This is a genomic window from Eubacterium maltosivorans, assembly GCF_002441855.2.
Classification (GTDB): Bacteria; Bacillota; Clostridia; order Eubacteriales; family Eubacteriaceae; genus Eubacterium; species Eubacterium maltosivorans.
Genome location: NZ_CP029487.1, coordinates 773527 through 798426, shown reverse-complemented (window position 1 = coordinate 798426; position 24900 = coordinate 773527). Strand labels below are relative to the sequence as shown.

Below are 24900 nucleotides of genomic sequence, written 5' to 3'. Positions count from 1 at the left end.
AATATGTCCTTAAAAATAAACCTAAATGGACACAAACGGCTGACGTGGGAGAGAGAAGTATGAACAGCATAAAAAACACAATAGAAAAAGCGCTCAGGGAAGCGTTCCCTTGGCTTGAAATCAAGGTTTCAGTCGACGAAAGGCAGATCGTAACACTGGCAGGAGAGTGCGGGGACTGGCAGCAGTTAATTGATGTGGGACACAAGGCAGCCAATGTGCCGGGAGTGAAAAATATCGTCAGTGATATGTGGGTAAAGGGACTGGAGATTCCCAGAAAGGACTACCAGACCGGACGGGCAAAGGGCTTTGAAGCCGGACTGGTTGGGGAAGCGGACATTGTCATTGCCGGAGCCGGTGTCATCGGCTGTGGAATTGCGCGAGAGCTGGCTAAGTATCCTCTGAAAATTATTGTTGTCGAAAAGAATGATGACGTCTGTACGGGTGCATCTAAAGCCAATAATGGAAATATTCATCCGGGTCACGCGGCCAAAACAGGAACCCTTAAAGCCAGGCTCAATATATTGGGAAACCGGATGTATGATAAGTGGGCAGATGAGCTGGGGTTTGTATTTCAGCGGAACGGCCTGATGTACATTGCATGGGAGGAGGCTTACATCCCGGCCCTTAAGGAGCGCTATGACAAGGGTGTGGAAAATGGTGTGGACGGCATTGAGATGCTCGACGGCGAGCAGGCAATGGCCATCGAGCCAGAACTCAGAAAGTTAGACAATCCGCCCATTGCGGCAGTCTGGCTTCCAAGCCTGGCCCATGTGGAACCCTATGACGTCACCGTGGCACTGGCAGAGAACGCCGCCCATAACGGTGTTGAATTCTGGTTTAACACGCCGGTCTGTGATGTGCTGAGGCATGATGGCAGAGTTGAAGGCGTGGTCACGCCAAAGGGCATTATCAAGGCCAGCTGTGTCATTAACTGTGCTGGCGTTTACGCCGATGATCTTTCAGAAATGGCGGGAGACCGTTCCTTTACCATTCATCCAAGAAAGGGAACCATCGCCATTCTGGATAAGGCCAAGCAGTATCCCTACAGGCCCCAGATGGGCTTTGTGGGAAACGCTCTTGAAAACCGGATGAAAAACATCAAAAACGCTGAATCGAAGGGCGGAGGCTGCTGCAAAACACCAGAGGGGAATTACCTTCTTGGCCCGTCAGCCAAAGAGGTATGGAATAAGGAGGACACCGCGACCGACCCGGATGGCCTGGAATATGCCATGAGCTGCAACCAGCACAAGAACGTGGGGCAGCAAGACCTTATCCGCGTTTTTACAGGCGTGCGGGCAGCGGATTTTAAAGAGGATTTTATCATTGAGATGTCTCCGGTGACCGACGGCTTTATCAATGTGGCGGGAATCCAGTCGCCCGGGCTGGCCTCGGCGCCAGCCATTGCTAAAATGGTTGAGGATATCGTGTTGAAAGATTTTGAGAAGAAAAGCATAAAGCTTGAAATCCGTCAGGATTATCAGCCGCGCGAAAATCCAAAAACACTTTTCAGAAAGCTTCCGCCGGATGAGAAGAGGAAGCTAATCGAGAGGGAGCCTTCCTTTGGAAGAATTGTCTGCCGATGCGAGACCATCACTGAGGGTGAGATATTGGAGGCACTCGACAGTCCGGTTATGCCAGCATCTATCGAGGCCATAAAACGGCGGACAAGAGCGGGGATGGGCCGATGTCAGGGGGGCTTCTGTCAGCCGCGGGTTATCGAGATCCTTGCCAAAAAACTGGGCAGGGACTGGAGTGAGATCAATTTTTCAGAACAGGGGACCAATTTTCTGGAAAAGATGCATAAATAGACACAAACGCAATGAGGGGTAAAGAGTAATGGATAAAAAATATGTGGTAGGTATTGACAGCGGCACACAGAGTACCAGAGTGATCATTTTTGATACCAGAGGCCAGAAGGTCTGTATGGGCACTGCCGCCCACCCGCCGTTGATTGCTGAAAAGGCAGGTTATGCAGTACATGACTACGACGATCTGTGGAACGGCCTCTGCCATGCCTGCGACGATTTGTTTTCAAAATTCAAGGGTGACGTTCATGAAATCGCCGCGATCGGCTTATCCGGGCAGCGGGGAACCACCTTTTTTGTCGGAGAGGATAACCGCCAGCTTTGCAGACCCATCAGCTGGATGGATTTGCGGTGGCGTGAGAACGCCGATCATTTACCGCCGTCCACTGAAGCGATGGACCCCTGGTGTGATTATCTCAGGAATTATTCAAGAATGAACTGGATGAAAACGAATTCTCCAGAGCTTGCCGGAAGAATACACAAATATCTGACGGCTCCGGGCTACATGGGCTATCAGCTTTTTGGCGGCTATGTGGATACCCTGGCCAACAATCTGGGAATGCCTGTAGACAGGGAGCACTGGGAACTGTATAAGGATGATGAAGTCTTTGAAAAAATGGGGCTGAAGCGCAGTCAGCTGGCGCGCTTTGTGGAGCCTGGGCAGGTGATGGGTCATGTCACAGCGGAGGCGGCAGCGCTTACAGGCTTTCCAGAGGGCTGCCCGGTGGTGGCCTGTGCGGGTGATAAGCAGTGTGAGGTTTTAGGCTCTGGCTCTATCAGTGACGGGCAGGCATACATTACGTTGGGAACCCTGAGCGGCCTGGACATCGTGGGAGAAAAGTATATCCCAGATGCTTACAAAAAACTGAAGCACCGCACCTATCTGGCGTCTGTTCCAGGCACATGGCATGCTGAGGCGGCAATATCAAAGGGGTTTTGGCTGGTATCATGGTTTAGGGATAATCTGGCCGAAGGACTTGACGCCAAGGCGGAGAAGCTTGGGATGACTATTGAAGCCTACCTTGACAGGGAAGCAGAGAGCATCCCGGCAGGCAGCGAGGGGCTGGTGACGATTCCAGACTGGAAATCCAACTGGGATAAGCCTGCCGCCAAGGGCATGTTTATTGGTTTTGACCACCGCCATAAAAGAGCCCACATGTTCCGGTCATTGATCGAAGGCATTGTGATGCAGCTTAAAGTCAGCACAGATGAAATGTGCAGCATCATTGGAAAATCCATTGCAGAGCTTCGCGTTGGAGGCGGCGGAAGCAAGAGCGCCACAGCCGTACAGACCATTGCAGATGTATTCAATATCCCGGTTAAAAAATCTGTCGAAACTGAAACCTGTTCTTTAGGCTGTGCAATCTGCGCGGCGGTGGGAGCGGGGATCTTTCCGGATTTTCAGCAGGCTGTCGAAGCCATGGGGCAGCAGACAAAAACCTATACCCCGATCGCAGAGCACCATGCTGTATACCAGAAGCTGATGGACCGCGTGTTCAGTCAGTGTTACACCATTAATGAGGATTTATTGAAGGAAATTGCTGAAATAACGGCTTAGCCGTTTTAAATAAAATACACAACAGAATGGAGAAAGCGCATGAAACAGGAAGAGTTGATTTTAGGTCTTAAAAAGGTGGCCGGCGACGACCGGGTAATCACAGACGATGCCAGTATCGAGGTGGCATCCAGAGATTATATCGGTTTTCGCCGTTATCACCGGTCAGATGGAAAAATATGGGTGCCAAAGGCTGCCTGTGTTGTAAAACCTGCTGACACTCAACAGGCTTCAGAGGTATTAAAATTTTTAAATGCAAACAAGGCCGATGTGGTGCCCAGAACCGGCGGTTCCAGTGTTACCATGGGTCTGGAGCCAGTGGAAGGCGGCGTGATTTTAGACGGCTCAGATATGAATGAGATTATTGAGATTGATGAGAAAAATCGGATTGTAACTGCCAAGTGCGGCACACCTCTGGAATATCTTGAGGAGGTGTTGAACAAAAAGGGCTACACAACCGGGCATTATCCGCAGTCCTTGCCCCTTGCCAGCCTTGGCGGGCTGGTGGCAACCCGGAGCATTGGCCAGTTTTCAACCCTTTACGGCGGTATTGAGGATGTGATCGTCGGTCTGGAAGCTGTGCTGGCAGACGGCACCATTGTCCGTATAAAAAATGTACCGAGACGTTCCACCGGACCAGATCTCAGGCATCTGTTCATCGGCAGTGAGGGGATGCTGGGTTTCGTGACAGAGGTTTCCCTAAAATTGTACCCTTACAAGCCAGAAAATCGATGGATGCACGCTTATGGTGTTATCGGCATGAAGCAGGGGCTTGACTTTATCCGGGAGGTTATGATTGCAGGCTACAAGCCGGCCGTAGTGCGCCTTCATGACAAATATGAGGTAGCGGAACGTATGGGAGCGCCTGCCCCAGAGGGTTATGCCATGCTTCTGTTTATCGCTGAGGGGCCGGCGGAAATCGCGAGGGTTACAGGCGAAGCCATTGAAAAGCTGGCAGGCGAATACGAGCTGTTAGACTTGGGTACCAAACCTGTAGAGGTCTGGCTGGAAACACGAAACGATTCCTGCCCGAACATTGATAAGCCCATCAATTACAATAAGGGGCTAGTTTCAGACACCACTGAAATAGCTGCCAACTGGTCGGAGATCGGGGACATCTATGAAGCGATGATCGAGAGAATTCAGAATGAAATAAGCAATATTTCCTTTGTCGGCGCGCATTCCTCACACAGCTACCTCACAGGGACAAATATTTATTGCCGGTTTAATTTCTTAGCGGACAAGGGGGTCGATGCCGTACAGAAAGATTATATGGATCTGGTCAGCATTATTATGGAAGAAACACTAAAGCGGGGCGGAAGCATCGCACATCATCATGGTTCCGGAAAATACCGGACAAAATGGATGCCGCAGGAGCACGGCTCATCCTATGAATTGATGTATCGCTTAAAGGATGCGCTCGATCCAAACCACATTATGAATAAGGGCGTTCTGTTAGTCGAAAGATAATTTTAGGGGTAAAATTAAATATTTATATGAGGAGAGATAAAATGGGGAAATATGTATTAGTAATTGATGAAGGCACTACGGGTACTCGGGCTTTGATTTTTGATTCGGGTTTTAACATTGCCGCACAGGCCTATCAGGAATTTACGCAGTACACGCCGCAGGAAAACATGGTTGAGCACGACGCCATGGAAATCTATGCTAAGAGTGTGGGCGTCTGCCGCGAGGCCATTGAGATGGCAGGACTCAGCAGTGATGATATTGCCTGCATGGGCATTACAAATCAGCGGAACACCTGCGTTATCTGGGATAAAAATACCGGCGAACCGCTGTACAATGCCATTGTATGGCAGGACAGCCGAACCGGACAGGCCGTAGACGCCATTAAGCAGACCGAGTGGGCGGAAAAGATTTTACAGGAGACCGGTAAGGTAATCGCGCCGCACAACAATGCCCTGATCATTAAATGGTATATGGACAATATGCAGGAAATCAAAGAAAAAATCGAAAATGGCGAAGCACTATATGGAACTATGGATACATGGATGATCTGGAAGCTGACGGGCGGAAAGACACATGCGGTTTCCTGCTCTAACGCCTCCAGCAGCGGCTGTATTGATCTGAGAACCGGTGAATGGCACAAAGAGTTTCTGGATTATATCGGTGTCCCGGAGGATATTTTTCCAGTTATTCAGTCAGAATCCTCCGACTATGGAACCACCGATCTTTTTGGCAGCGCAATCCCGATCACCGGGGCGGTTGCAGATCAGCAGTCCGCATTGTTTGCCCAGGGATGTCTTGAACCCGGGACCATGAAATGCACCAATGGTACCGGCAGCTTTATGGATATTAACATTGGTTCAGAATTTAATATTGCCTCAGGCGGTGTGGATAACCTGATCGCCTGGAAGCTTGGCGACACCATAACCTATGCAGTTGAAGGCTTTGTGTCTGTTACCGGTTCAGCAGTCCAGTGGCTGCGTGACGGCCTGAAAATCATTCGGAAATCTTCAGATATTGAGGCTTTGGCGGCTTCAGTTCCAGATACCAACGGCGTTTACTTCGTACCGGCTCTGGTTGGACTGACCACACCGCACAACGATCCCTTTGCCCGCGGTATGCTCATCGGTATTACCCGCGGAACCACAGAAGCCCATATTGCCCGCGCAACCCTTGAATGTATCGCCTTTGGCATCAAGGATATTCTGGATGTGGTAGAACAGGAATGCAATGTAAAAATTGAGGAAATCAAGATTGACGGCGGCGCTTCTGAAAACAACCTGTTAGTCCAGATGCTGGCAGATTACTGTGACGCCAGAGTGTCACGTCCTGACACACTGGAGGCCACCAGCCTTGGAGCAGCACTGATGGCAGCGCTGTATATTAACATGATTGGCCTGGAAGATGTCAAAAATGTATTGAACACAGACCAGGTCTTTGAACCCAAAATTGACCCTGTGCTTCGTGACACCCATAGTCTGGAGTGGAAAGAAGCCGTAAAACGTTCGCTGAATTGGATTAGACACTAACACTTAACCCCTGTTAGTATTTTATAAAAAAAGGTTCTTTCCGGTTAATCACCGGCAGGAACCTTTTTAAATTGTCATGCTCAGAGCAGGGTATATCGTTTCGGCGTATCTGTTCTATGGTGTCACGATATCCCGCCTTGTCAGGCGGCGGATTGCCAGTCTTGTGAAAACAAAGAGATACAGAGCACTGAGGATAAAAAATAAAATAAATTCAAGAGGGCTGAGCGCAGCCTGGTTCAGAGCGCTAAAGCTTTTGACCAGCAGAGAAGTGGGATAGAGCATCCACAGGCCAGTGACGCAGAGCCCTAATCCCAGCACACAGGTGCCTAGACAGATGCCGATGGGCAGGGCAAAGCTTTTAATGACCATGGATAAATAAAGCTGAATGGCCGCTACTGCGAGGGAGGCCGTAAAGCCGCAGAGACAGAAGTTTAAAATATCCAGCGGAAAGCTGCCTTTCACACCAAGAAGAAGTCCAGCTGTCAGATAGAGTATGATCAAAAAAGCCTGGACAATCAGACTGATGAAACCAATGATAATAAGCTTTGACAAGATAACCGTTCTTGGCCGGACTGGATAGGTCATAACTGCGTTCCAGTTATGATTATTCTTTTCAAGACGCATGATGTATGCGCAGCAGATGGCAATAATGATCGGATAAAAGAAATAGCCGTAAAACAGAGCAACTTGCGTCCAGAGACTGTACCATCCATTGGTAAGCTCGTGTGGATTAACCGCATAATTGCCGCTGCCAAGCAGAACACTGATCAGCGGTAAAAGGATTATTGGCAAAGCGATTTTTGAACCCCTAAGCTTCAGGCCTTCAGTTAAAATAGCATTTTTTAACATGATAAACTCCTTTCAAAACTCTTTTTTGCAGATACAGTAACGACCGGCAAAATAAAGGATAATCCCCAGAAAGAGCGCAATGGCAAAGGGCCAGGCTGGTACCGGTGTCAGCAGGATTTCCCCTGAAGGATAAGCCATGGTCGCAGGAGATAAATCTAGATAGTAACAGGATAAAACCAGATGTCTCAAAGCAGAGGGGAGAAGGCTGCCCATGATTCCCAGAAAGCCAAAGACAATACCTGCCACCATCACAATCAGCTGGTTTTTAAAATAAAATGCAATCCCTTGAAAAAGGCTGATCAAAGCCGCGTTAACCAAGGCTGTACCCATCAGAGCCGTCAGGAAGGCTGTGACAGGAAAAAGGCCAGCAAAGGCCCTGACGAAAAACCCATAGACAATCAGACTGCCAAAGGTGATGAGCGAGGACATAAAGAGGAGCAGGTTGCTGGCGGAAAATTTGGCAAAGTAGAGGCGGCTCCTGGTTTCAGAGGTTGTCTCCAGCCATTTTAGCGTATTGCCCATATGCTCAATATCGCAGATCCGGCTGCTGAGTAGTGCTGCGGCAATGGGGAAGAAAATCACCTGCATGGAGGTAAAGGTCATGAGCAGGGATTCCCATGGGAAATCAAGCATTCGTCCTTTTGATAGATACTGGTCTGTAGCAGCAATGACCCAGACAGCCTGGATCAGCAGAATGGCCGTGGTCGTCAGAAAGACCCGTCGGCGCTTCAGCTTGTAAAATTCTAGCTTTAAATAGGTCATTACAGCGCGCCTCCTTTGCCAGTAAGCTTCAGGAAAATATCCTCGAGGCTCAGTACATGCTCTTCAATGCGGTAGACATCAATACCCTTTTCTATGAGCAATCGGTTGATCCTAGCCGTCATTTTATCGTCAACGCCGCGGATGAGAACAGTGTCGTTTTCTATCTTGGGCTTCATCCGGTGCAGCAACGTTCCTGTTTCGACTGGATTGCTGGTTTTAAAAGCTACGCTGGCGCTGCTGTAGGCGTGGAGCGATTTTAAGCTTCCCTGAAATATAAGCTCTCCATGGTTAATGATACCGCAGGTGGTGGCCATCTGGTCAATTTCGCTGAGCAGATGGCTTGAAATCATCACGGTAATACCGTACTTTGCGGGAAGAGATTTGATCAATTCACGGATTTCTTCGATCCCTGCAGGGTCAAGACCGTTAGTAGGCTCGTCGAGAATTAGAAGTCTTGGGAAGCCTGCGATGGCCATGGCGATGCCAAGGCGCTGCTTCATGCCAAAAGAAAACTGGCTCACTTTTTTGTCCAGCTGCTTGTCAAGCCGTACGATGCGCAGGGCCTCGAGAGCGTCCTTTTCAGAAACATTTGAAAGTTTTTGTAAAATGTGCATGTTTTCGCGGGCGGTCAGATGTCCATAGTAGGATGGAGACTCAATGAGAGAGCCGGTATGTTTTAAAATATCCAGGCGATTCTCCACTGTGAAGGGTTTGCCAAAAACAGTGATATCGCCAGAGGTGGGGCGTGCCAGGCCCAGAAGCATTTTCATGGTCGTGGATTTTCCGGCGCCGTTTGGCCCAAGAAAGCCGTAAACCTCGCCCTCTCGTACTTGAAGGCTTAAATGCTTAACACGATAGATCGAATCATACTCTTTACAAAGCTGTTTTGTTTCAACAATGTTTTTCATTTTTCTGTACTCCTTTTTCTAAGCTGGTTTTAGCTTACCACCGTCACTTTACAGCTGCTTTACGCCTGTTCTACTTTTAGTCTACTTTTTTGTCTGCGGCGGTGGCAGACACCCAAAATGTGGTATAATTTTTTAAAACAGGAGGTGAAACGATGGATTACATTAAAGATAAAGGCATTCTTCTGGTCGACGATGAGCCAGAGCTTTTAAAGCTGGTGCATAAGATACTCGAAAATGAAGGCTTTGCGAAGGTTTATACAGCGTCGAGCGTGGCCGAGGGTATGACTGTTTTTCTGGAAAAAGCTCCAGATATGGCAGTTCTTGATGTAATGCTGCCAGATGGTGAGGGTTTTGAGCTGCTTAAATTCATCCGGAATTCTTCGGATATCCCGGTGCTTTTTTTATCAGCCCGGGGCAATGCCGAGGACCGGTTCACCGGCTTTGGTTTGGGAGCGGATGATTATATTATCAAGCCCTTTCTGCCCAAGGAGCTTGTGTTCAGGATCACAGCTATTTTAAAACGTGCCTACAAAAACGAAGCGCCGACCTTTACCCTGGCCGACGCCACAATCGATCTGGATCGCGCTGAGATTATCAGGGGAGAGGAGCATCTGCCTCTTACCGCCAAAGAGCATGCTATCCTCCAAAAACTTTATGAAAATGCAGGAAAAATTGTGACGATTGGCTCCCTCTGCGACTATGTATGGGAGGGCGATAGCTATGGTTATGAAAAACCGCTTATGGCGCATATAGGCCGTATCCGGGAAAAAATCGAGGCAGATCCCAGCCATCCAAAAGCCCTTGTGACGGCCAAGGGGCTGGGTTATAAGCTGTTAGTGAGCAAATAGAGGAGCAATATCATGTTTAAGCATATCCGATTCTTTTTCAGACGCTATGTGGTTTTGATTATGCTTTCCATCATTGTGCTCTTTGTGCTCAATCTGTATTTGGGTTATGCCATTGCGGTCAATCCAGTGACTGGAGATCTGAAAAAGTCGCCAGGCGCTATCATTGAAAAAGTATCTGAGGGACTGCTGGAAAGTGAGGATGGAAGGCTTGAGCTTTCAGAAGAAGGAAAAAACTTGTTAACAGAGAGCGGCGCCTGGGCCATACTCATTGACAATAGCAGCAGTGACGTTATCTGGAACGACCATGTGCCGCCGGAGGTTCCCAGTCATTTTACGCCAACAGATATCGCCGGTTTTTCCCGCTATTACTTGAAAGATTACCCAGCTTTTACCTGGGAAAATCCCAATGGTCTTTTGGTTTTGGGCTTTCCAAAGGACAGCTATATGCGTCTTGGCGATAAGTATTACAGCATACCTGTGCTTCAGAAGACCATTACTCAGGCCCTGCCCCTGATGCTGGTGTTTAGTCTTTTGGCTGTGATGGTAATTTATATTATCAGCGGAACCCTGATGATGCGTCCGGTCAAAAATGTAGTGGCGGGATTAGATGCTCTCTCCAGGAATTGTCCCGTCAGCCTTAAAGAAAAAGGGGCCTTCTCAGAGGTGTTCGCGAGTATTAATCAAACCTCAGCTATATTATCCCAAAAAAATGAAGCCCTTAAAAAAAAGGATAACGCTCGCGCTAACTGGATCGCTGGAGTATCCCATGATATACGAACGCCATTATCCATTATTTTAGGATATGCTGAGGGTCTTAAAGCAAGTAACGATAATGAAACCCAACAGGCGGGGGAAACCATCAGCCATCAGGCCCTGCGTATCCGTTCACTGGTAAATGATCTGAACCTGGCGTCAAAGCTGGAATACGAAATGCAGCCCTTGTGCCTTGAGCCCATAGATGTAATGGAAAGCCTGCGCCAGGTCATCAGTGACACTTTAAATAATGGCCTTCCAGAGCAATATACGATTGACTTCGATTACCATGACAACTGCGGCGGATGTCTGGTAAAAGGGGACGCCAAACTGTTCGAACGCGTCCTTGTTAATTTGATACAAAACAGTATCCGGCATAATCCAGATGGTTGCGATATTGTGGTGAGGCTGGAAAAAAGAGCAGAGGAGCTCGAGCTGACAGTATCAGATAACGGCATTGGCGCCACGCAGGAAAAGCTCAAGCAAATTCGAAGTGCTACCCATTATATTCAAAACGAGGAGGAGAGCGCCATTCAGAATCACGGCCTTGGTCTTTTCATCGTGAAAAAAGTTGTAAGTGTTATGAATGGCAAAATAGCCTTTGAGAGTGAGTGCAATAAATACTTTTCTGTCAAAATCATTCTGCCGATGTTTCACAGCACAGAGGTGAATGATGTTAATCTAACCCGGGAAAATAGAACATATTAAAAAAGAAGGCTGACACAGTTCAGGTCTGTGTCAGCCTTCGTGTCATTATTTTTCTTCTGTAATCCGCACATAAAAGTGGCGGTTTCGAGGACCGTCGAACTCACAGAAATAAATATCCTGCCAGGTTCCCAGCAGCAGGTTGCCGCCCACCAGCATAATCGTCTCGCTTACACCAAGAGTGCTTGATTTTAAGTGGGCTGTACTGTTGCCTTCCGCATGCTGGTATTCTGGAAGATCAGGGTAGATGTGGCGAAGGCCGATAAGCATATCGTGAACCACATCCGGGTCGGCGTTTTCATTGATGGTAATGGCCGCTGTGGTGTGTGGGGCAAAGACCGTTACCGTACCATCCTTAATACCACTTTTTTGAACTGCCTCCCACACCTGAGGCGTAATATTGTGCATATTTTCACGGTCTGTTTTTAGTTCGAATTCGTAGAGCATTGTCAGGAACCTTCTTTCATTTTAATTATCCGTTTATTCTTCTGGATTTATATTTTGCTGAAATAAAATAATTTTTTAATATTATACAATGTATTCTTGAAAATTATCTTTAAAAGGACACATGCTTTTTCAGGAAAAAAGAATTGACATCTTGGATAAAGTGGATTAGGATATTATAAGATAAATATTGTTTGGAGAAGTATCGAAGAGGTCATAACGAGCCGCACTCGAAATGCGGTTGCCTTCCGGGGCACGTGGGTTCGAATCCCACCTTCTCCGCCATAAACTGCCTGAAATCAATGATTGAGGGCTTTTTTGTTTTAATGTAACTGCAGCAGTCTCGCTGATATGAAGGGGTAGGTAAGAATGTACAACATATTAGTCGTTGATGACAGAGAAGTTTTTCGACGAAAGCTGAAGCGTATGCTCTATTGGGAGGAATGTAATGGAAAATTCAGGATCAGCAGCGAGGCTTCAAACGGGCTTGAAGCCCTTGAACTTCTCAGAAAACAGAAAATCGATCTGGTTCTCACAGACATCCGGATGCCGATGGTTGATGGGATTTCACTGCTTAAACAGATCAGACGGGAGAATCTCTGTAGCTGTGTTATTCTGTTAAGTGAATATGCTGAGTTTTCATATGCCAGAGAAGGTATTTTAAACGGTGCTTTTGATTATATTGTAAAGCCCATTGATAACGCTAAGGTGGAGGATTCCTTTGAACGGGCTTATACTTTTCTCAGCAGTATCAATGAAACGGCGCCCTCCAATGTCCATTATGCAGAGGCTTTGACAGAATACATTCTGAACGGGAATCTGGATGACGCCATGGTTTACGCCCGGCATGTTGATGCTGAGCTTAAAAAGGATGCGCAAAATGGAGAGTCGCGGGCCATCTTTATGAATGATCTGCTTAAAAAGCTGGAGGAAATTCTCTTTAGCAAAAAGCCTTATTTGACAAAATATTTTATGATGAAGGATTTGTTTCACATCGACCTTCAGGACGAAACATATAAAGCAAAGGTCTTTACTTTTGAGGAATGGATTTCTCGGATTTTTGAAAAGCTGAAGCCTTTTGTGCCCCAAACCAACAATCGGATGATCCGGGAGATATGTGAGCTTGCACTTGAACAGCCAGAGGAAAAGTATAGTCTGGCTTGTTTGGCGAACACCTATTTTGTCAATCAGAAATATCTGGGAAGCTTATTTAAACAGGAAATGAGGGTCAGCTTTTCACAATATCTGACATTTTTAAAAATGCGGCGCGCAGAAATACTGCTGTTGGACAAATGCTTAAAAATATACGAGATAGCTGAAAGGCTGGGATATGAAGACGTAGAGTACTTCAGCCGTATTTTTAAAAATACAATGGGCCAGTCACCGAGCAATTACAGAGAGAGTCTCCTGAAAAAATAGAGCACATTGTGCTGACAAAAGCATATTCGGCTTATTTCTGAAAAAAAGACAGGTTTTGCATGGAGTAATTTCTGGAGAATTTTTAGCACCTGTCTTTTGGGAATAATCCTTTGCCCAAACTGCATTCACTTTTGATAACCTTTCCAGTATCATTTAACCATAAAAAGTATACGGATTCTTTAAGTTTTATTATTCAGGAGGTAATTAAAATGTGTGATACTTTTGTAGCGTTGTCTGATGTTTCGGCATTAAATTCAGTAATTCTGGCAAAAAACAGTGACCGTCCCGCTTTTGACTGTCAGCCAATGGCTTATCATGAAGCGAAAACATTTGGTAGTGGAGAAAAACTGCAGCTTGCGTATGTAGCGATTGATCAGGCAGGAGAACGCTATCGAACCTTTGGGTCATCACCTTACTGGTGCTGGGGATATGAAGAGGGCATGAATGAGTTTGGCGTGACCATTGGCAACGAAGCGGTTTATACAAAAGATCTGACTGAAAATACCGAATCAGAGGAGGCTGGGAAGCCCGTTGATAAAGGAATTTTGGGTATGGAGCTTATCCGTTTAGGACTGGAACGGAGTAAAAGTGCAGAAGAAGCCCTCAATATTATGACAAAGCTAGTGGAGGAGTACGGACAATGGGGCTCTGGCGTGCCGATGTCTGATACGGTTTCGGGTTCCTACAATAATTCTTATATTATCGCAGATAAGAAAGAAGCCTATATTCTTGAAACCGCTGGTAATCGTTGGGCGGTACGTAAAGTTGAAAAAGGCTATGCTGCCATTTCAAATGAAGTCAGTATCCGCACAGATATGACAAGCGGCTGTAGTGATCTTATTGATCATGCGATTGAAAAGGGCTGGTGGCCAGAGGAAAAACGAGATGCTTTTGATTTTGCAAAGGCATATATCAATCAGAACAATCCACGCCAGGTTTCCCATATCCGCGTTCAGCGTGCCCGGCAATTGCTTTCACAGGCAGCAGGCCGTGATGAAAAAATTGACGTTGTGGATATAAAGCGTATTCTGCGCGACCACTATGAGGACACCTTTTTAGAAGGACCGTATTTCAATGCGTCGTCACCGGATTTTCTTACGATTTGTATGCATGATTCTCAGGCAGGATTTACCTGGGGGAATACCGCGTCCTCAATGGTTGCAGTTTTACCGGATGATGATCAGAAACTGCCTGTTATGTGGTGGGCACCAGTGGTCCCATGCTGCAGTATTTATATCCCGCTATTTATTGACGCCGGAGGTTTGCCGGAATACTTACAGGAGGCGGGAACATTCGGAAAAACCATGCGCGCGCCGTCAGACGTTGACCGTGAGGACACTTACAGGGAAGGTTCATTCTGGTGGGATATGCGTTCGCTGCTGGATGAAATCAACGGTGATGCAGACGGAGATACCTATGAACAGCGCCACGCGATTGTAAGAAGTTTATTTGATGAGCTGGAAAATAAATGGCTGACCGAGGTCGATGCTGTTGAGATGAGAGCGGCGGCATTGAAAATTGATGGAAAAGTGCAGGAAGCAGCAGATATGCTTTATGCTTATACCGAAAAATGTGTTGCGGAAGCGCAGGCAGCTATTGAGCGTGCTAAAAAGATGTTCCGCATTTAAGAACAGATTCTAAGATCTGTGGAATGCAGGATAAGCATAGCGATCCGGAAATATCCAAAATGAAAACAAAGGTTAAGAAAATGTCAAGTATAAGAGAAAACGCAGACTATATCATAAAAAAATCAATTGACGCCGTTTTGCCGGATGAAGCGGTCAAAAGGGCTCTTGAAAATAAGGATTTTGGAAATGGGCGGGTACGGCTGGTAGCAGTGGGCAAAGCAGCCTGGCAAATGGCTCAGACAGCTGACAAGGTGCTTGGAAAACGTATTGAGTCTGGTATAATCGTGACAAAATATGGCTATAATAAAGGCCCCATCGCTGCTTATACCTGCATTGAGGCAGGACATCCCGTCCCGGATGAAAATTCTTTCAAGGGCACACAGGCAGCGCTGGAGCTGGTTAAGGGCTTGAATCAGAAGGATACAGTTCTCTTCTTACTCTCAGGAGGTGGTTCTGCGTTATTTGAAGACCCTGTAATTCCAGGTAAGGAGCTGGCCGATCTGACAGAACAGCTGTTGGCCAGCGGTGCGGATATCGTAGAGATAAACACGTTTCGCAAACGCATGAGCAGGGTGAAAGGCGGGCGCTTCGCTCTCGCCTGTAAGCCCGCCCGGGTATACTGCATTGTCCTGAGTGATATTGTGGGCGATCCTCTGGATATGATTGCCAGCGGCCCGGCTTATCCAGATTCCTCGACAGCTGAGAACGCAAAGTGCGTAGCCCGAAAATACGGGCTGAAGCTTTCATCAGCTGTATGGGACGCTTTGGAACGGGAGACTCCCAAGCAGCTTGATAATGTTGAGACAGTGATAACCGGAAGTGTGCGTGAGCTCTGCACAGCGGCCAGAAATGCCGCAGAAGAGCTTGGCTATAAAACCCAGCTTTTAACAGATCATCTTGATTGTGTCGCACGGGAAGCAGGAACACTGCTGGGAGATATTGCCCTGACACATCAGGAGTCAATAGAAAGCTGCGCATGGATTGCTGGTGGAGAGACAGTGGTCCGGCTGACCGGTAAAGGAAAAGGCGGCCGCAATCAGGAGATTGCGCTGGCGGCGGCTGATAAAATTTCTGCCTGTCATAATACGGCTGTTTTCAGCATCGGTTCTGACGGTACAGACGGACCCACAGACGCTGCGGGTGGTTTTGTTGATGAAAACACAAAGCCTTTGTTATCCGAATTGGGAATATCGATATTCGATACTCTTCAGGAGAATGATGCCTACAACGCCCTTAAGGCCAGTGGTGGATTAGTGATAACCGGAGCAACAGGTACTAATGTCAATGACGTTGCGATGGTTTTGATAAAACGTTAAGATAAGCTGTTGCCTGAAGGCATAAAGCGTGATAAAGTATCATCAGGACTTAACAGCCTGAAGAAACAGTGTCGGTGTTAAGCCGGCACTGTTTTATTTTGTTTGATCGGTTTGTTCGTATAATTGACAAGGTATATGGAGATATAAGCCATGGAAGATAAAAAACAAATAGAAGAAAAGACGGCTGAGCAGCTCAATTCATTTATCTATACCGTCGCCCACGAGTTGAAAACGCCAGCCCGTGAGATTAGCCTGTACGCAGAGTTTATTGAAGAGGACAACAGAGATAAGCTGACAATGCAGTCTATTAAGGACCTTCATTCCATTCGCAGAACCTGTGAAAGAATGACCGATATGGTGAAACGACTGATGGAGTATTCTAAAGCGGATCTTAAAAATATTGATCGGATACGCATCAATACACAGTTGCTTATCCATCAGTGCTTTGAGGAATTAATGCGGGCAGAACCAAAACGAAAGGTCACCTTAACAATGGAGGATTTACCAGAGCTTACAGGCGATATGTTTCTGATCAAGCTGATGGTCATGAATATTCTTTCAAACAGTATTAAGTTTACAAGAAGCAGAACAAAAGCGAAGATCATGGTTTTTGCTACCGCTCGTGATGGTTATGTGGCTTTTCATTTTCGTGATAACGGTATCGGCTTTGATATGAATTACGCAGACCAGATATTTGAGGCCTTTGAGCGGCTTGAGAGCAATGAGGCATACGAGGGAAATGGCATTGGCCTGGCTACTGTTCGCAGAATCGTGCAGAGATTTGACGGCAAGGCGTCGATTATGGGTTGGCCTGAAAAGGGCTGCGAGGTTACCGTTTGCTTTCCAGAGGAAATAATTTATCCTGATATAAAAGTCAGCAGGCAGGAGCGCTCTGTGGTTAAAATTGGCATTATCGGAGACTTAACGGGAATCGCTTCAAAGGAAGAACGGAGCAAACAGGCAGCTTACCAGCTGGCAGTAAAGGAGATAAATGAGGCAGGTGGTATCGATGGAAAGCAGATTGAACTGTTGATACGTGACGACCGTTCGCAGTCTGACCTTACAAACAAAGCGGCGCTCGAGCTTACCCAGCAGGAGCACGTGGATGTTCTGATGGGCTCAACACTGTCACCTTCACGAGATATTATGCAGCGCTGCGCCCAGCAGACCAAAACACTCTATCTCAATACCCAGCAGACCGAGGGCGGTGTTTCAGGCCATTATGTTTTCTGCTTATCAGCTATGCCGGAGCAGCAAATGGAAAAAATGCTGGCCTATCTGTTTAAAAAGTATGGCTCAAAATGTTATATCGTGGCCGCAGACTATAACTATGGTATTTTATCTGCCGAGTGGGTAAAATATCTTGTCCCTAAGTTGGGAGGAGAAGTTGTTGGCATCGAATATCTGGATGAAAAAATGATGGATTTTACATCGGTCATTGACCGGATTCTCCAGGTTCAGACCGATGTTTTGTTTTCTATGTGCGTTTACCCCAACCAGGACCGCTTTTACCTTCAATGGCACGAGCGCGGGCTTAACCATATTCCCAATGCGACCACACAGGTCGCAGCAGAATATCCGCTGAATGTTGAGCTGAAAGCGCCAGTCCTTGAAAATATGTACGTGATGGCGTCGTTTATTGAAGAACTAAAAACCACCAGAGCCCAGCAATATGTAAAGAAATTCCGCTCTGTCTACAATCATCAGAATGTTCCATACATGAACATGGATACCGAAACAGCTTACACGGCCATGTACTTGTATAAACGGGCTGTGGAGATGGCAGGGACAACGGAAACCGAAGCAGTTATCTCAGCCCTTGAAAGCGGAAGTGTGTTTTATGATGGCCCTGGTGGTCGTGTTACGGTTCGTGGGGAGGATCATCACACCATCCGCACCATGTCGTGCTTCCGTATTGATAAAGACCACCATGCAGAGGAAGTATTCCGAACAGGGCCCCAGCATTCCGGTTATATCGAATCGATGATCAAAAGGAACACTGGTGTGCAAGGAGGCATTAAAGCATTGGGAATCAACGCTGAAAACCTTCAATACAACATGCTTCTGGATAAGATCCGTTAGGCTGACAGTGCAAGATCAGCATATACTATCAGAAGTTTTTACTGTGGCGAAACAGAAGCACCTATTTGACAAAAACAAAAAACCATAGTATACTCTCTAGCTAGCTGGAATTTGTGCTGCAGATTTAGTTTTGGGAGGAAATTTATGAAAATTGAAAAGATTATGACAGATGAAGCGAATATTGCAGTTGTTTCCAGTAAAGAGAAAATAATCAGAGATACGAACTCCGCACTTGATTTAATCATGACGGTACAATACGAAACCGGAGCGGACAGAATCGCGATTGATAAAGATGCTGTTTCAGAAGATTTTTTTATACTGAGCACGGGAATTGCCGGCGAAATCCTTCAGAAATTTATTAATTATCGTATAAAAGCAGCGATCTTTGGCGATTACTCAAAATACACGAGCAAGCCATTGAAGGATTTTATTTATGAAAGCAACCATGGCAGAGATTTCTTTTTCGTGGCGACACGGGCAGATGCTGTTGAGCGGTTAAAGGATAAATTATAGTATTAAGTGCAAATTCCAGATTGCTTTATTAATATGACTTAAACCAAAGGAGTGCATAATGGCGTATATTATTTCAGGCGAGTGTATAGCCTGCGGCGGCTGTGTGACAGAGTGCCCAGTCGAGGCGATATCAAAAGGGGATGACAGATATGTCATTAACACAGATAAATGCGTGGACTGTGGTGTATGTGAGGAAACCTGCCCCACAGGTGCAATTATATCTGATTAGAGAGTTTGTAACGTTAAATGGCATTATAAGAAAGTCGTTGAGTGTGTATTATAAAAGATACACACTCTTTTTCTTTTTTTAGTACAAACGATAAACAAAATAAATATTTTCATTATGAGCTTGACTTGGAGTTCACTTCAAGTGTTAAAGTAATATGCAGAGGCCGGAAAACAAAGGCTGGCTTTAAAAATTTTATGAGGAGTATAGAAAATGAAAGAAAATAATTATAAAAATCCGGGTGTTTTTCCAATTGGAGAAAAGAATGACGCCTTTGCGAAATATTTTGTTGGTCAAAGCTATTTGAATATGTTGTCGACATCGGGTGTGGTGATTGGAAATGTCACCTTTGAGCCAGGCTGCAGAAATAACTGGCATATTCATCATAAAAGGGGCCAGATTCTCATGGTCACAGGCGGTAAAGGCTGGTATCAAGCCTGGGGAGAACCCGCGCAGGAATTAAACCCGGGAGATGTTGTGAGTATTCCGCCAGAGGTTAAACATTGGCACGGAGCAGCTGATGACAGATGGTTTTCCCATTTAGCGGTTGAGGTTCCGGCAGAGGACACTTCAAACGAATGGCTGGAGCCCGTAACAGACGAAGAATACAAAAAGCTTTGAGTAAGGGGGCGCTTGAAAATATTCCTTTCAGACCTTCAGAACTGGATACAGAATATCCAATAGTGACGACAAAAAATAATGGAATAGCAGTCAAGCTATTGACAGTCAAAATAAACCGTGCTATACTACAAAGCAATTGAATAAACAATCTTCAGGGCAGGGTGCAATTCCCTACCGGTGGTACAGCCCACGAGCCGCAAGGCATGATTCGGTGAAACTCCGAAGCCGACAGTACAGTCTGGATGAAAGAAGATAAACGATGGTTATGTTTTATTTGCTCTGGAATGATTTTATCATTTCAGAGCTTTTTAATTTTAAATATACCTTGGATACAGGAAACTGACGTCAAATGCCTTGAATGATTTTATTCAAGGTATTTTTCTTTTTAGGAGGTGTTAAGTTTGACCGACCAGGATTATATGCAGCTGGCCCTTGAGGAAGCTTGGAAGGGCTGTGGCTTTGTTAACCCCAATCCCATGGTGGGTGCAGTTATTGTGAAAAACGGCCGTGTCATTGGAAAAGGTGCTCATGAAAGCTATGGCGGTCCCCATGCAGAGCGCAACGCCATTGTCCATTGTACCGAGAATTTAAAGGACGCCACTCTCTATGTGACCCTTGCTCCGTGCTGTCATTTTGGAAAAACACCGCCCTGTACCGATGCCATTTTGAAAAACGGTATCAATCGTGTAGTCATTGGCTCTCACGATCCCAATCCTTTGGTGGCGGAAAAAAGCGTGGAAATTCTTCGACAGCATGGCGTCGAGGTAACGGCTGGAATTTTGCGGAAGGAATGCGACGCGTTGAATGATGTGTTTTTCCATTTTATCAGAACGCGCGAGCCCTATGTTGTCATGAAATATGCAATGACGATGGATGGAAAGATCGCAACGGCTTCAAGAAAATCGAAATGGATTACTGGTGAGGCGGCAAGGGAAAAGGTGCATCAGGATCGAAAGCGTTATACAGCTATTATGACAGGAATCGGAACAGTCCTGTCAGATGACCCCCTGCTAACCTGCCGTATACCGGGAGGGCGGAACCCCGTTCGCATTGTCTGTGACACAAAGCTGCGTATACCGCTGACAGCGCAGTTGGTAAAGACGGCCCAAAAGACAAGGACTATTATTGTGACAGGTAGCAGTGATGTTAAAAAGCGGTCGCTTCTTAGTAAAGCAGGCTGTGAGATATTTACGCTTCCACTAAAAGATGGCAGAATTGATTTAAAGACTCTGATGAGAAGACTGGGCGAAATGGATATTGACAGTGTTTTAATGGAGGGGGGACCACAGCTTAACAGTGCGGCCTTAGAGAGTGGAATCGTCAGAAAAGTACAGGCCTATATTTCCCCAAAGCTGTTTGGGGGCCAGCAGGCAAAAACGCCTGTCGGAGGAACTGGCGTTGATTCACCCGAGGCAGCGTGGCATCTATCTGCACCACTGATTACAAAACTCGGGCAGGATATTCTTTTAGAAAGTGAGGTGACTCCATGTTTACAGGAATTATAGAGGAAATAGGTATGGTTCAGACCATTCGCAGAAACACAGCGTCAAGCATGATAACATTTGAAGCCAGCGTTGTTCTGGAGGACGCGAGAAAGGGAGACAGCATTGCGGTAAACGGCGTCTGCCTGACCATAACATCTTTTTCCGGTTCGTGCTTTACGGTGGATATTATGCACGAGACGCTGAAACGTTCCTCACTCAGCAGCCTGCGTCCCGGGGATTCTGTTAATCTGGAACGCGCCATGCCTGCACTGGGGCGGTTTGGCGGCCATATTGTAGCCGGCCATATTGATGGGACCGGTAAGATAATGGCAGTTAGAAAAGATGATAACGCCGTCTGGTATACCATTCAGACCAGCAGTAACCTTTCACGCTATATTATCGAAAAAGGCTCCATCGCAGTGGACGGCGTCAGTCTGACCGTTGCCAGCATAGCTGGAAACCAGTTCAGTGTCTCTGTTATCCCACATACAGTGAAAAATACCATTTTATCCCAAAAGGGAGCTGGAGATTGTGTAAACCTTGAAAATGACTGTATCGGCAAATATGTCGAAAAGCTTCTGGGTATGGCGCCCCAACAAAGCAGCATCACAAAAGATTTTATAATGAAATTTGGCTATTAGGAGGCAGAAAATGATTAAATTTAATACAATTGAAGAGGCGTTGGAGGACCTGCGCCAGGGTAAAATCATCTTAGTGACAGATGATGAGGACAGAGAAAATGAAGGTGATTTTGTATGTGCCGCAGAATTTGCAGCAACAGAGAATGTCAATTTTATGGCAGTGCATGGAAAGGGCCTGATCTGTATGCCAATGGGGATTGAGCTGTGTAAGAAACTTCGGTTTCCCCAGATGGTCTCTGACAATTCAGACAACCACGAGACAGCCTTTACGGTGTCCATTGACTATATTGATACGACCACAGGCATCTCGGCTGAAGAGCGCGGGCTTACCGCACGGAGGTGTGTGTGCGATGAAGCAAGGCCTGAGGATTTTCGTCGGCCAGGGCATATGTTTCCGCTCATGGCAAAGAAAAATGGCGTGCTGGAGCGCAGTGGGCATACCGAGGCCACTGTTGATTTAATGCGCCTGGCAGGACTAAAGGAATGCGGACTCTGCTGTGAAATCATGAAAGATGATGGCTCTATGATGCGTACAAAAGAGTTGGCTGAGCTGGCCGGGAAGTGGAATATGAAGTTCATAACCATTAAAGATTTGCAGGCTTATCGAAAAAGACATGACAGGCTGGTAGAATGTGTTACCTCCACAAATATGCCCACAAAATTTGGTGATTTCAAGGTCTTTGGATACGTAGATAGGATGAACGGCGAGCATCATATCGCGCTGGTGAAGGGCGATATTGGAGATGGCAGGAATCTTCTGTGCCGTGTGCACTCTGAATGCCTGACCGGGGATGCCTTTGGATCGATACGCTGTGACTGTGGCCAGCAGTTTGAGGCAGCTATGATGCAGATCGAAAAAGAGGGACGCGGTGTTCTGCTCTATATGAGACAGGAGGGAAGAGGCATTGGACTGATCAATAAGCTAAAGGCTTACGAGCTGCAGGATCGTGGAATGGATACTCTCGAAGCCAATCTGGCTCTGGGCTTTGCCGGTGATTTGCGTGAATATTTTATCGGGGCTCAGATTCTGCGTGATCTGGGGGCAAAAACCTTACGGCTTTTGACCAACAACCCGGATAAAATTTATCAACTTTCAGATTTTGGCATGGATATTATCGAACGCGTACCAATTCAGATCGCTGCGACAGATTATGATTTGCGTTATTTAAAAACGAAACAGAACAAAATGGGACATTTGTTAAATTATTAAACATAAAGGAGAAAAATTATGAATGTATTTGAAGGAAAACTGATATCAAAGGAAATTAAGATAGGGATTGTGGCATCGCGTTTTAACGAATTTATAACATCAAAGCTTCTGTCTGGCGCACTGGATGGATTAAAGCGGCACGAAGTCAAGGATGAGGACATCGATGTCGCCTGGGTGCCGGGGGCGTTTGAAATTCCGCTCATTGCGTCTAAAATGGCGAAATGCGGTAAATACGATGCTGTAATCTGTGTGGGCTCTGTTATCAGGGGCAGTACCTCCCACTATGATTATGTCTGTAACGAGGTATCTAAGGGTATCGCCCACGTATCCTTAAGCAGTGAGATTCCCGTAATGTTTGGAGTGCTCACGACTGAAAATATTGAGCAGGCCATTGAACGCGCCGGTACAAAAGCAGGGAATAAAGGATTTGACTGTACCATTGGCGCCATCGAGATGGTCAATTTGATTCATGAAATTGAAAGCTGAGGACGAATTGCTCATTTTTGATTATGACGGCACCCTGCATGACAGTATACAGATCTATGCGCCGGCATTTCGAAAAAGCTACAGAGCACTGGTAAGAATGGGATATGTGCCAGAAAAGCAGTTTACAGATATGGAGATCAGCCGGTGGCTGGGCTTCACTGCGCAGGAAATGTGGCAGCTTTTTATGCCCGAGCTGCCACAAAAGCTCAGGGAGGAATGCAGCCGAATGATCGGCGATGAAATGGTTCGGCTTACACAGAAGAATAAAGCGCTTTTATATTCTGGAGCCCTTAATATGCTGGAGCGGCTGAGTGCAAAACACTCATTGATTCTGTTGAGTAACTGTAAGCGGCGATATATGGAAGTACACCGCCACTGTTTTGAGCTGGATAAATATTTTGATGACTTTTATTGCGCCGAGGAATACCATTTTATTCCAAAATGGAAAATCCTTCAGCAGATATGGACACACTCTGACAGAAGTAAAGGCATTGTAATCGGGGACCGCTGGCAGGATATGGAGGCGGCACAGAAAAACGGGCTGCCAGCCGTTGGCTGTGCCTATGGGTATGGAAGCAGAGATGAACTTGCGGGCGCGGCAAAAATTGTGAATGACTGCGCGGCTCTTTACACAACCATAAAGAAGATTACAAACCCATGTATCTAATCTGAAAATTAAGATATCCAAATTGATGTGCATTTTCAACCGTGAATCTGTTATAATAAAAACCTAGGAAAGAAGGAATGTTACTTATGAGAAATGCACAAGAGTACAAAGGTTATTATTTGGATATTTTTTACACCGACGGATTAGTCAACGGAATCATCCAGCAGACTGAAGAAGAGCTCCAGGGACTCACCATAGAAGAGGTCATAAGAGAGTTTAAAAAGAAAGTAAATATGATCAGCTGATACAGGGCTGAAAATTTACAAAAAGAGGTCCATTACATTAAAAAAACTATTACATCACGCTGCTTTTTATGTTAATATAAGATTATAAAACAATTGAATAAGAGTTAGAGCTTTTTGGTATTTAATTGGAAACGACACATCTGTAAAACTGGCAGATGACAACGAACAACACAGCTGTCGTTTTTCAACTCTTTTTTCATTTTATCAGAAAAGGAGAAATTTAAATGCCAAAAACAAAATTACAAAACGTTATTTTCACACTGTTAATGGCCCTGGTCATGGTTTATGCTTTAATCTGCTACAATATTGCACTGGACAAGGGCGGACTGTGCAATGCAGTGTTCTTGCTGGCTTTTCACGAGCTGACATTTATGTGGCCCATTGCGGTTATCCTTGAGCTGTTTGTGGTTGAAAAGCTGGCGCAGAAACTGGCTTTTAGAATTATAGCACCTGAATCCAATGAGCCCATCTTTATCGTTTTCGCCATATCGGCAATAACCGTTTGTCTGATGTGCCCAATGATGAGCTTGGTTGCGACCGTCTTATTTAAAAATCCTGGAAGTGAGATCATTGCTGTGTGGTTCCAGACAACGGTCATGAATTTTCTAATGGCTCTGTTCTGGCAAATATTTTTTGCAGGACCCTGTGTGCGTTTTGTTTTCAGAATGCTGTTTAGGAAGCAGATAGCTGAAGAATTTGAATAAGCGACTATCTGAGCATCGGCAGGCAGAAAAGCC

General features: G+C 46.0%; 24 protein-coding genes, 1 tRNA gene and 1 riboswitch. Of the genes, 21 read left to right on the top strand and 4 right to left on the bottom strand.

Annotation, left to right across the window (positions count from 1 at the left end; translation table 11 throughout):
- The first annotated feature begins 59 nt into the window (after nucleotides 1–59).
- The 4 genes from CPZ25_RS03985 to CPZ25_RS03970 are packed head-to-tail and all read left to right on the top strand — an operon-like array spanning nucleotide 60 to nucleotide 6356.
- A complete protein-coding gene (locus CPZ25_RS03985) occupies nucleotides 60–1808 on the top strand; it encodes an FAD-dependent oxidoreductase (RefSeq protein ID WP_096919803.1) in 1749 nt (582 codons plus the stop codon).
- A gap of 28 nt (nucleotides 1809–1836) precedes the next feature.
- Nucleotides 1837–3363: an FGGY-family carbohydrate kinase gene (locus tag CPZ25_RS03980; protein WP_096919804.1), complete on the top strand. Its 1527-nt coding sequence runs from the start codon at nucleotides 1837–1839 to the stop codon at nucleotides 3361–3363.
- 39 nt (nucleotides 3364–3402) lie between these two features.
- Nucleotides 3403–4830 carry an FAD-binding oxidoreductase gene (locus CPZ25_RS03975; RefSeq protein WP_096919805.1) on the top strand — a complete coding sequence of 476 codons (1428 nt, stop codon included), beginning with the start codon at nucleotides 3403–3405 and terminating at the stop codon, nucleotides 4828–4830.
- 41 nt (nucleotides 4831–4871) lie between these two features.
- Nucleotides 4872–6356 (top strand): FGGY family carbohydrate kinase, encoded by a 1485-nt coding sequence (locus tag CPZ25_RS03970; protein WP_096919806.1) that lies wholly within the window; start codon nucleotides 4872–4874, stop codon nucleotides 6354–6356.
- Nucleotides 6357–6470: 114 nt separating this feature from the next.
- Here the strand turns inward: CPZ25_RS03970 and CPZ25_RS03965 are convergent, their stop codons facing one another.
- Genes CPZ25_RS03965 through CPZ25_RS03955 form a run of 3 tightly spaced genes read right to left on the bottom strand, consistent with a single transcriptional unit; the run spans nucleotide 6471 to nucleotide 8875 of the window.
- The gene (locus CPZ25_RS03965) at nucleotides 6471–7205 is read right to left on the bottom strand and encodes an ABC transporter permease (RefSeq protein WP_096919807.1); all 735 of its coding nucleotides are present in this window, start codon (nucleotides 7203–7205) and stop codon (nucleotides 6471–6473) included.
- Between the two features lie 12 nt (nucleotides 7206–7217).
- The gene (locus tag CPZ25_RS03960; protein ID WP_096919808.1) at nucleotides 7218–7967 is read right to left on the bottom strand and encodes an ABC transporter permease; all 750 of its coding nucleotides are present in this window, start codon (nucleotides 7965–7967) and stop codon (nucleotides 7218–7220) included.
- Complete coding sequence (locus tag CPZ25_RS03955) at nucleotides 7967–8875, bottom strand: ABC transporter ATP-binding protein (protein ID WP_058694416.1); 909 nt, start codon at nucleotides 8873–8875, stop codon at nucleotides 7967–7969. The genes CPZ25_RS03960 and CPZ25_RS03955 overlap by 1 nt, the downstream gene beginning before the upstream one ends.
- A 152-nt stretch (nucleotides 8876–9027) precedes the next feature.
- On the opposite strand from CPZ25_RS03955, the gene CPZ25_RS03950 reads away from it, so the two are divergent.
- Together CPZ25_RS03950 and CPZ25_RS03945 are read left to right on the top strand one after the other, a co-directional pair.
- A complete protein-coding gene (locus CPZ25_RS03950) occupies nucleotides 9028–9723 on the top strand; it encodes a response regulator transcription factor (protein ID WP_096919809.1) in 696 nt (231 codons plus the stop codon).
- Nucleotides 9724–9735: 12 nt separating this feature from the next.
- Complete coding sequence (locus CPZ25_RS03945; RefSeq protein WP_096919810.1) at nucleotides 9736–11184, top strand: sensor histidine kinase; 1449 nt, start codon at nucleotides 9736–9738, stop codon at nucleotides 11182–11184.
- Between the two features lie 45 nt (nucleotides 11185–11229).
- Here CPZ25_RS03945 and CPZ25_RS03940 read toward each other — a convergent pair whose 3' ends face one another.
- The gene (locus CPZ25_RS03940; RefSeq protein ID WP_096919811.1) at nucleotides 11230–11628 is read right to left on the bottom strand and encodes a secondary thiamine-phosphate synthase enzyme YjbQ; all 399 of its coding nucleotides are present in this window, start codon (nucleotides 11626–11628) and stop codon (nucleotides 11230–11232) included.
- A gap of 193 nt (nucleotides 11629–11821) precedes the next feature.
- Here CPZ25_RS03940 and CPZ25_RS03935 point away from each other — a divergent pair.
- The 15 genes from CPZ25_RS03935 (at nucleotide 11822) to CPZ25_RS03870 (ending at nucleotide 24867) form a co-directional block, all read left to right on the top strand.
- Nucleotides 11822–11910: transfer RNA gene (locus tag CPZ25_RS03935), tRNA-Ser, on the top strand.
- Nucleotides 11911–11994: 84 nt separating this feature from the next.
- Nucleotides 11995–13044, top strand: a complete 1050-nt coding sequence (locus tag CPZ25_RS03930) for a response regulator transcription factor (protein WP_096919812.1) — start codon at nucleotides 11995–11997, stop codon at nucleotides 13042–13044.
- A gap of 209 nt (nucleotides 13045–13253) precedes the next feature.
- Nucleotides 13254–14672: a C69 family dipeptidase gene (locus CPZ25_RS03925; RefSeq protein WP_096919813.1), complete on the top strand. Its 1419-nt coding sequence runs from the start codon at nucleotides 13254–13256 to the stop codon at nucleotides 14670–14672.
- Nucleotides 14673–14731: 59 nt separating this feature from the next.
- Entirely contained in the window at nucleotides 14732–15988 is a 1257-nt protein-coding gene (locus tag CPZ25_RS03920; protein ID WP_243129339.1) for a glycerate kinase type-2 family protein, read from the top strand.
- Nucleotides 15989–16138: 150 nt separating this feature from the next.
- Nucleotides 16139–18070, top strand: a complete 1932-nt coding sequence (locus CPZ25_RS03915) for an ABC transporter substrate-binding protein (protein ID WP_096919814.1) — start codon at nucleotides 16139–16141, stop codon at nucleotides 18068–18070.
- A gap of 144 nt (nucleotides 18071–18214) precedes the next feature.
- The gene (locus CPZ25_RS03910) at nucleotides 18215–18583 is read left to right on the top strand and encodes a DUF4180 domain-containing protein (RefSeq protein ID WP_096919815.1); all 369 of its coding nucleotides are present in this window, start codon (nucleotides 18215–18217) and stop codon (nucleotides 18581–18583) included.
- A 58-nt stretch (nucleotides 18584–18641) separates the two neighbouring features.
- Nucleotides 18642–18812, top strand: a complete 171-nt coding sequence (locus CPZ25_RS03905) for a DUF362 domain-containing protein (protein WP_058694515.1) — start codon at nucleotides 18642–18644, stop codon at nucleotides 18810–18812.
- 210 nt (nucleotides 18813–19022) lie between these two features.
- Nucleotides 19023–19430: a cupin domain-containing protein gene (locus tag CPZ25_RS03900; RefSeq protein WP_096919816.1), complete on the top strand. Its 408-nt coding sequence runs from the start codon at nucleotides 19023–19025 to the stop codon at nucleotides 19428–19430.
- A gap of 143 nt (nucleotides 19431–19573) precedes the next feature.
- Nucleotides 19574–19688, top strand: a riboswitch (FMN riboswitch).
- A 143-nt stretch (nucleotides 19689–19831) separates the two neighbouring features.
- A complete protein-coding gene (ribD, locus tag CPZ25_RS03895) occupies nucleotides 19832–20935 on the top strand; it encodes a bifunctional diaminohydroxyphosphoribosylaminopyrimidine deaminase/5-amino-6-(5-phosphoribosylamino)uracil reductase RibD (RefSeq protein WP_096919817.1) in 1104 nt (367 codons plus the stop codon).
- Nucleotides 20917–21555 (top strand): riboflavin synthase, encoded by a 639-nt coding sequence (locus tag CPZ25_RS03890; protein WP_096919818.1) that lies wholly within the window; start codon nucleotides 20917–20919, stop codon nucleotides 21553–21555. The genes ribD and CPZ25_RS03890 overlap by 19 nt, the downstream gene beginning before the upstream one ends.
- 10 nt (nucleotides 21556–21565) lie before the next feature.
- Nucleotides 21566–22765: a bifunctional 3,4-dihydroxy-2-butanone-4-phosphate synthase/GTP cyclohydrolase II gene (locus CPZ25_RS03885; RefSeq protein WP_096919819.1), complete on the top strand. Its 1200-nt coding sequence runs from the start codon at nucleotides 21566–21568 to the stop codon at nucleotides 22763–22765.
- An 18-nt stretch (nucleotides 22766–22783) separates the two neighbouring features.
- Nucleotides 22784–23251, top strand: a complete 468-nt coding sequence (gene ribH / locus CPZ25_RS03880) for a 6,7-dimethyl-8-ribityllumazine synthase (RefSeq protein ID WP_096919820.1) — start codon at nucleotides 22784–22786, stop codon at nucleotides 23249–23251.
- Nucleotides 23235–23918 carry an HAD family hydrolase gene (locus CPZ25_RS03875; RefSeq protein WP_096919821.1) on the top strand — a complete coding sequence of 228 codons (684 nt, stop codon included), beginning with the start codon at nucleotides 23235–23237 and terminating at the stop codon, nucleotides 23916–23918. Before ribH ends, CPZ25_RS03875 begins: the two co-directional genes overlap by 17 nt.
- Before the next feature lie 86 nt (nucleotides 23919–24004).
- Entirely contained in the window at nucleotides 24005–24163 is a 159-nt protein-coding gene (locus CPZ25_RS20355) for a hypothetical protein (protein WP_167495155.1), read from the top strand.
- 224 nt (nucleotides 24164–24387) lie between these two features.
- Nucleotides 24388–24867 (top strand): DUF2798 domain-containing protein, encoded by a 480-nt coding sequence (locus CPZ25_RS03870; RefSeq protein ID WP_096919822.1) that lies wholly within the window; start codon nucleotides 24388–24390, stop codon nucleotides 24865–24867.
- The last annotated feature ends 33 nt before the right edge of the window (nucleotides 24868–24900 follow it).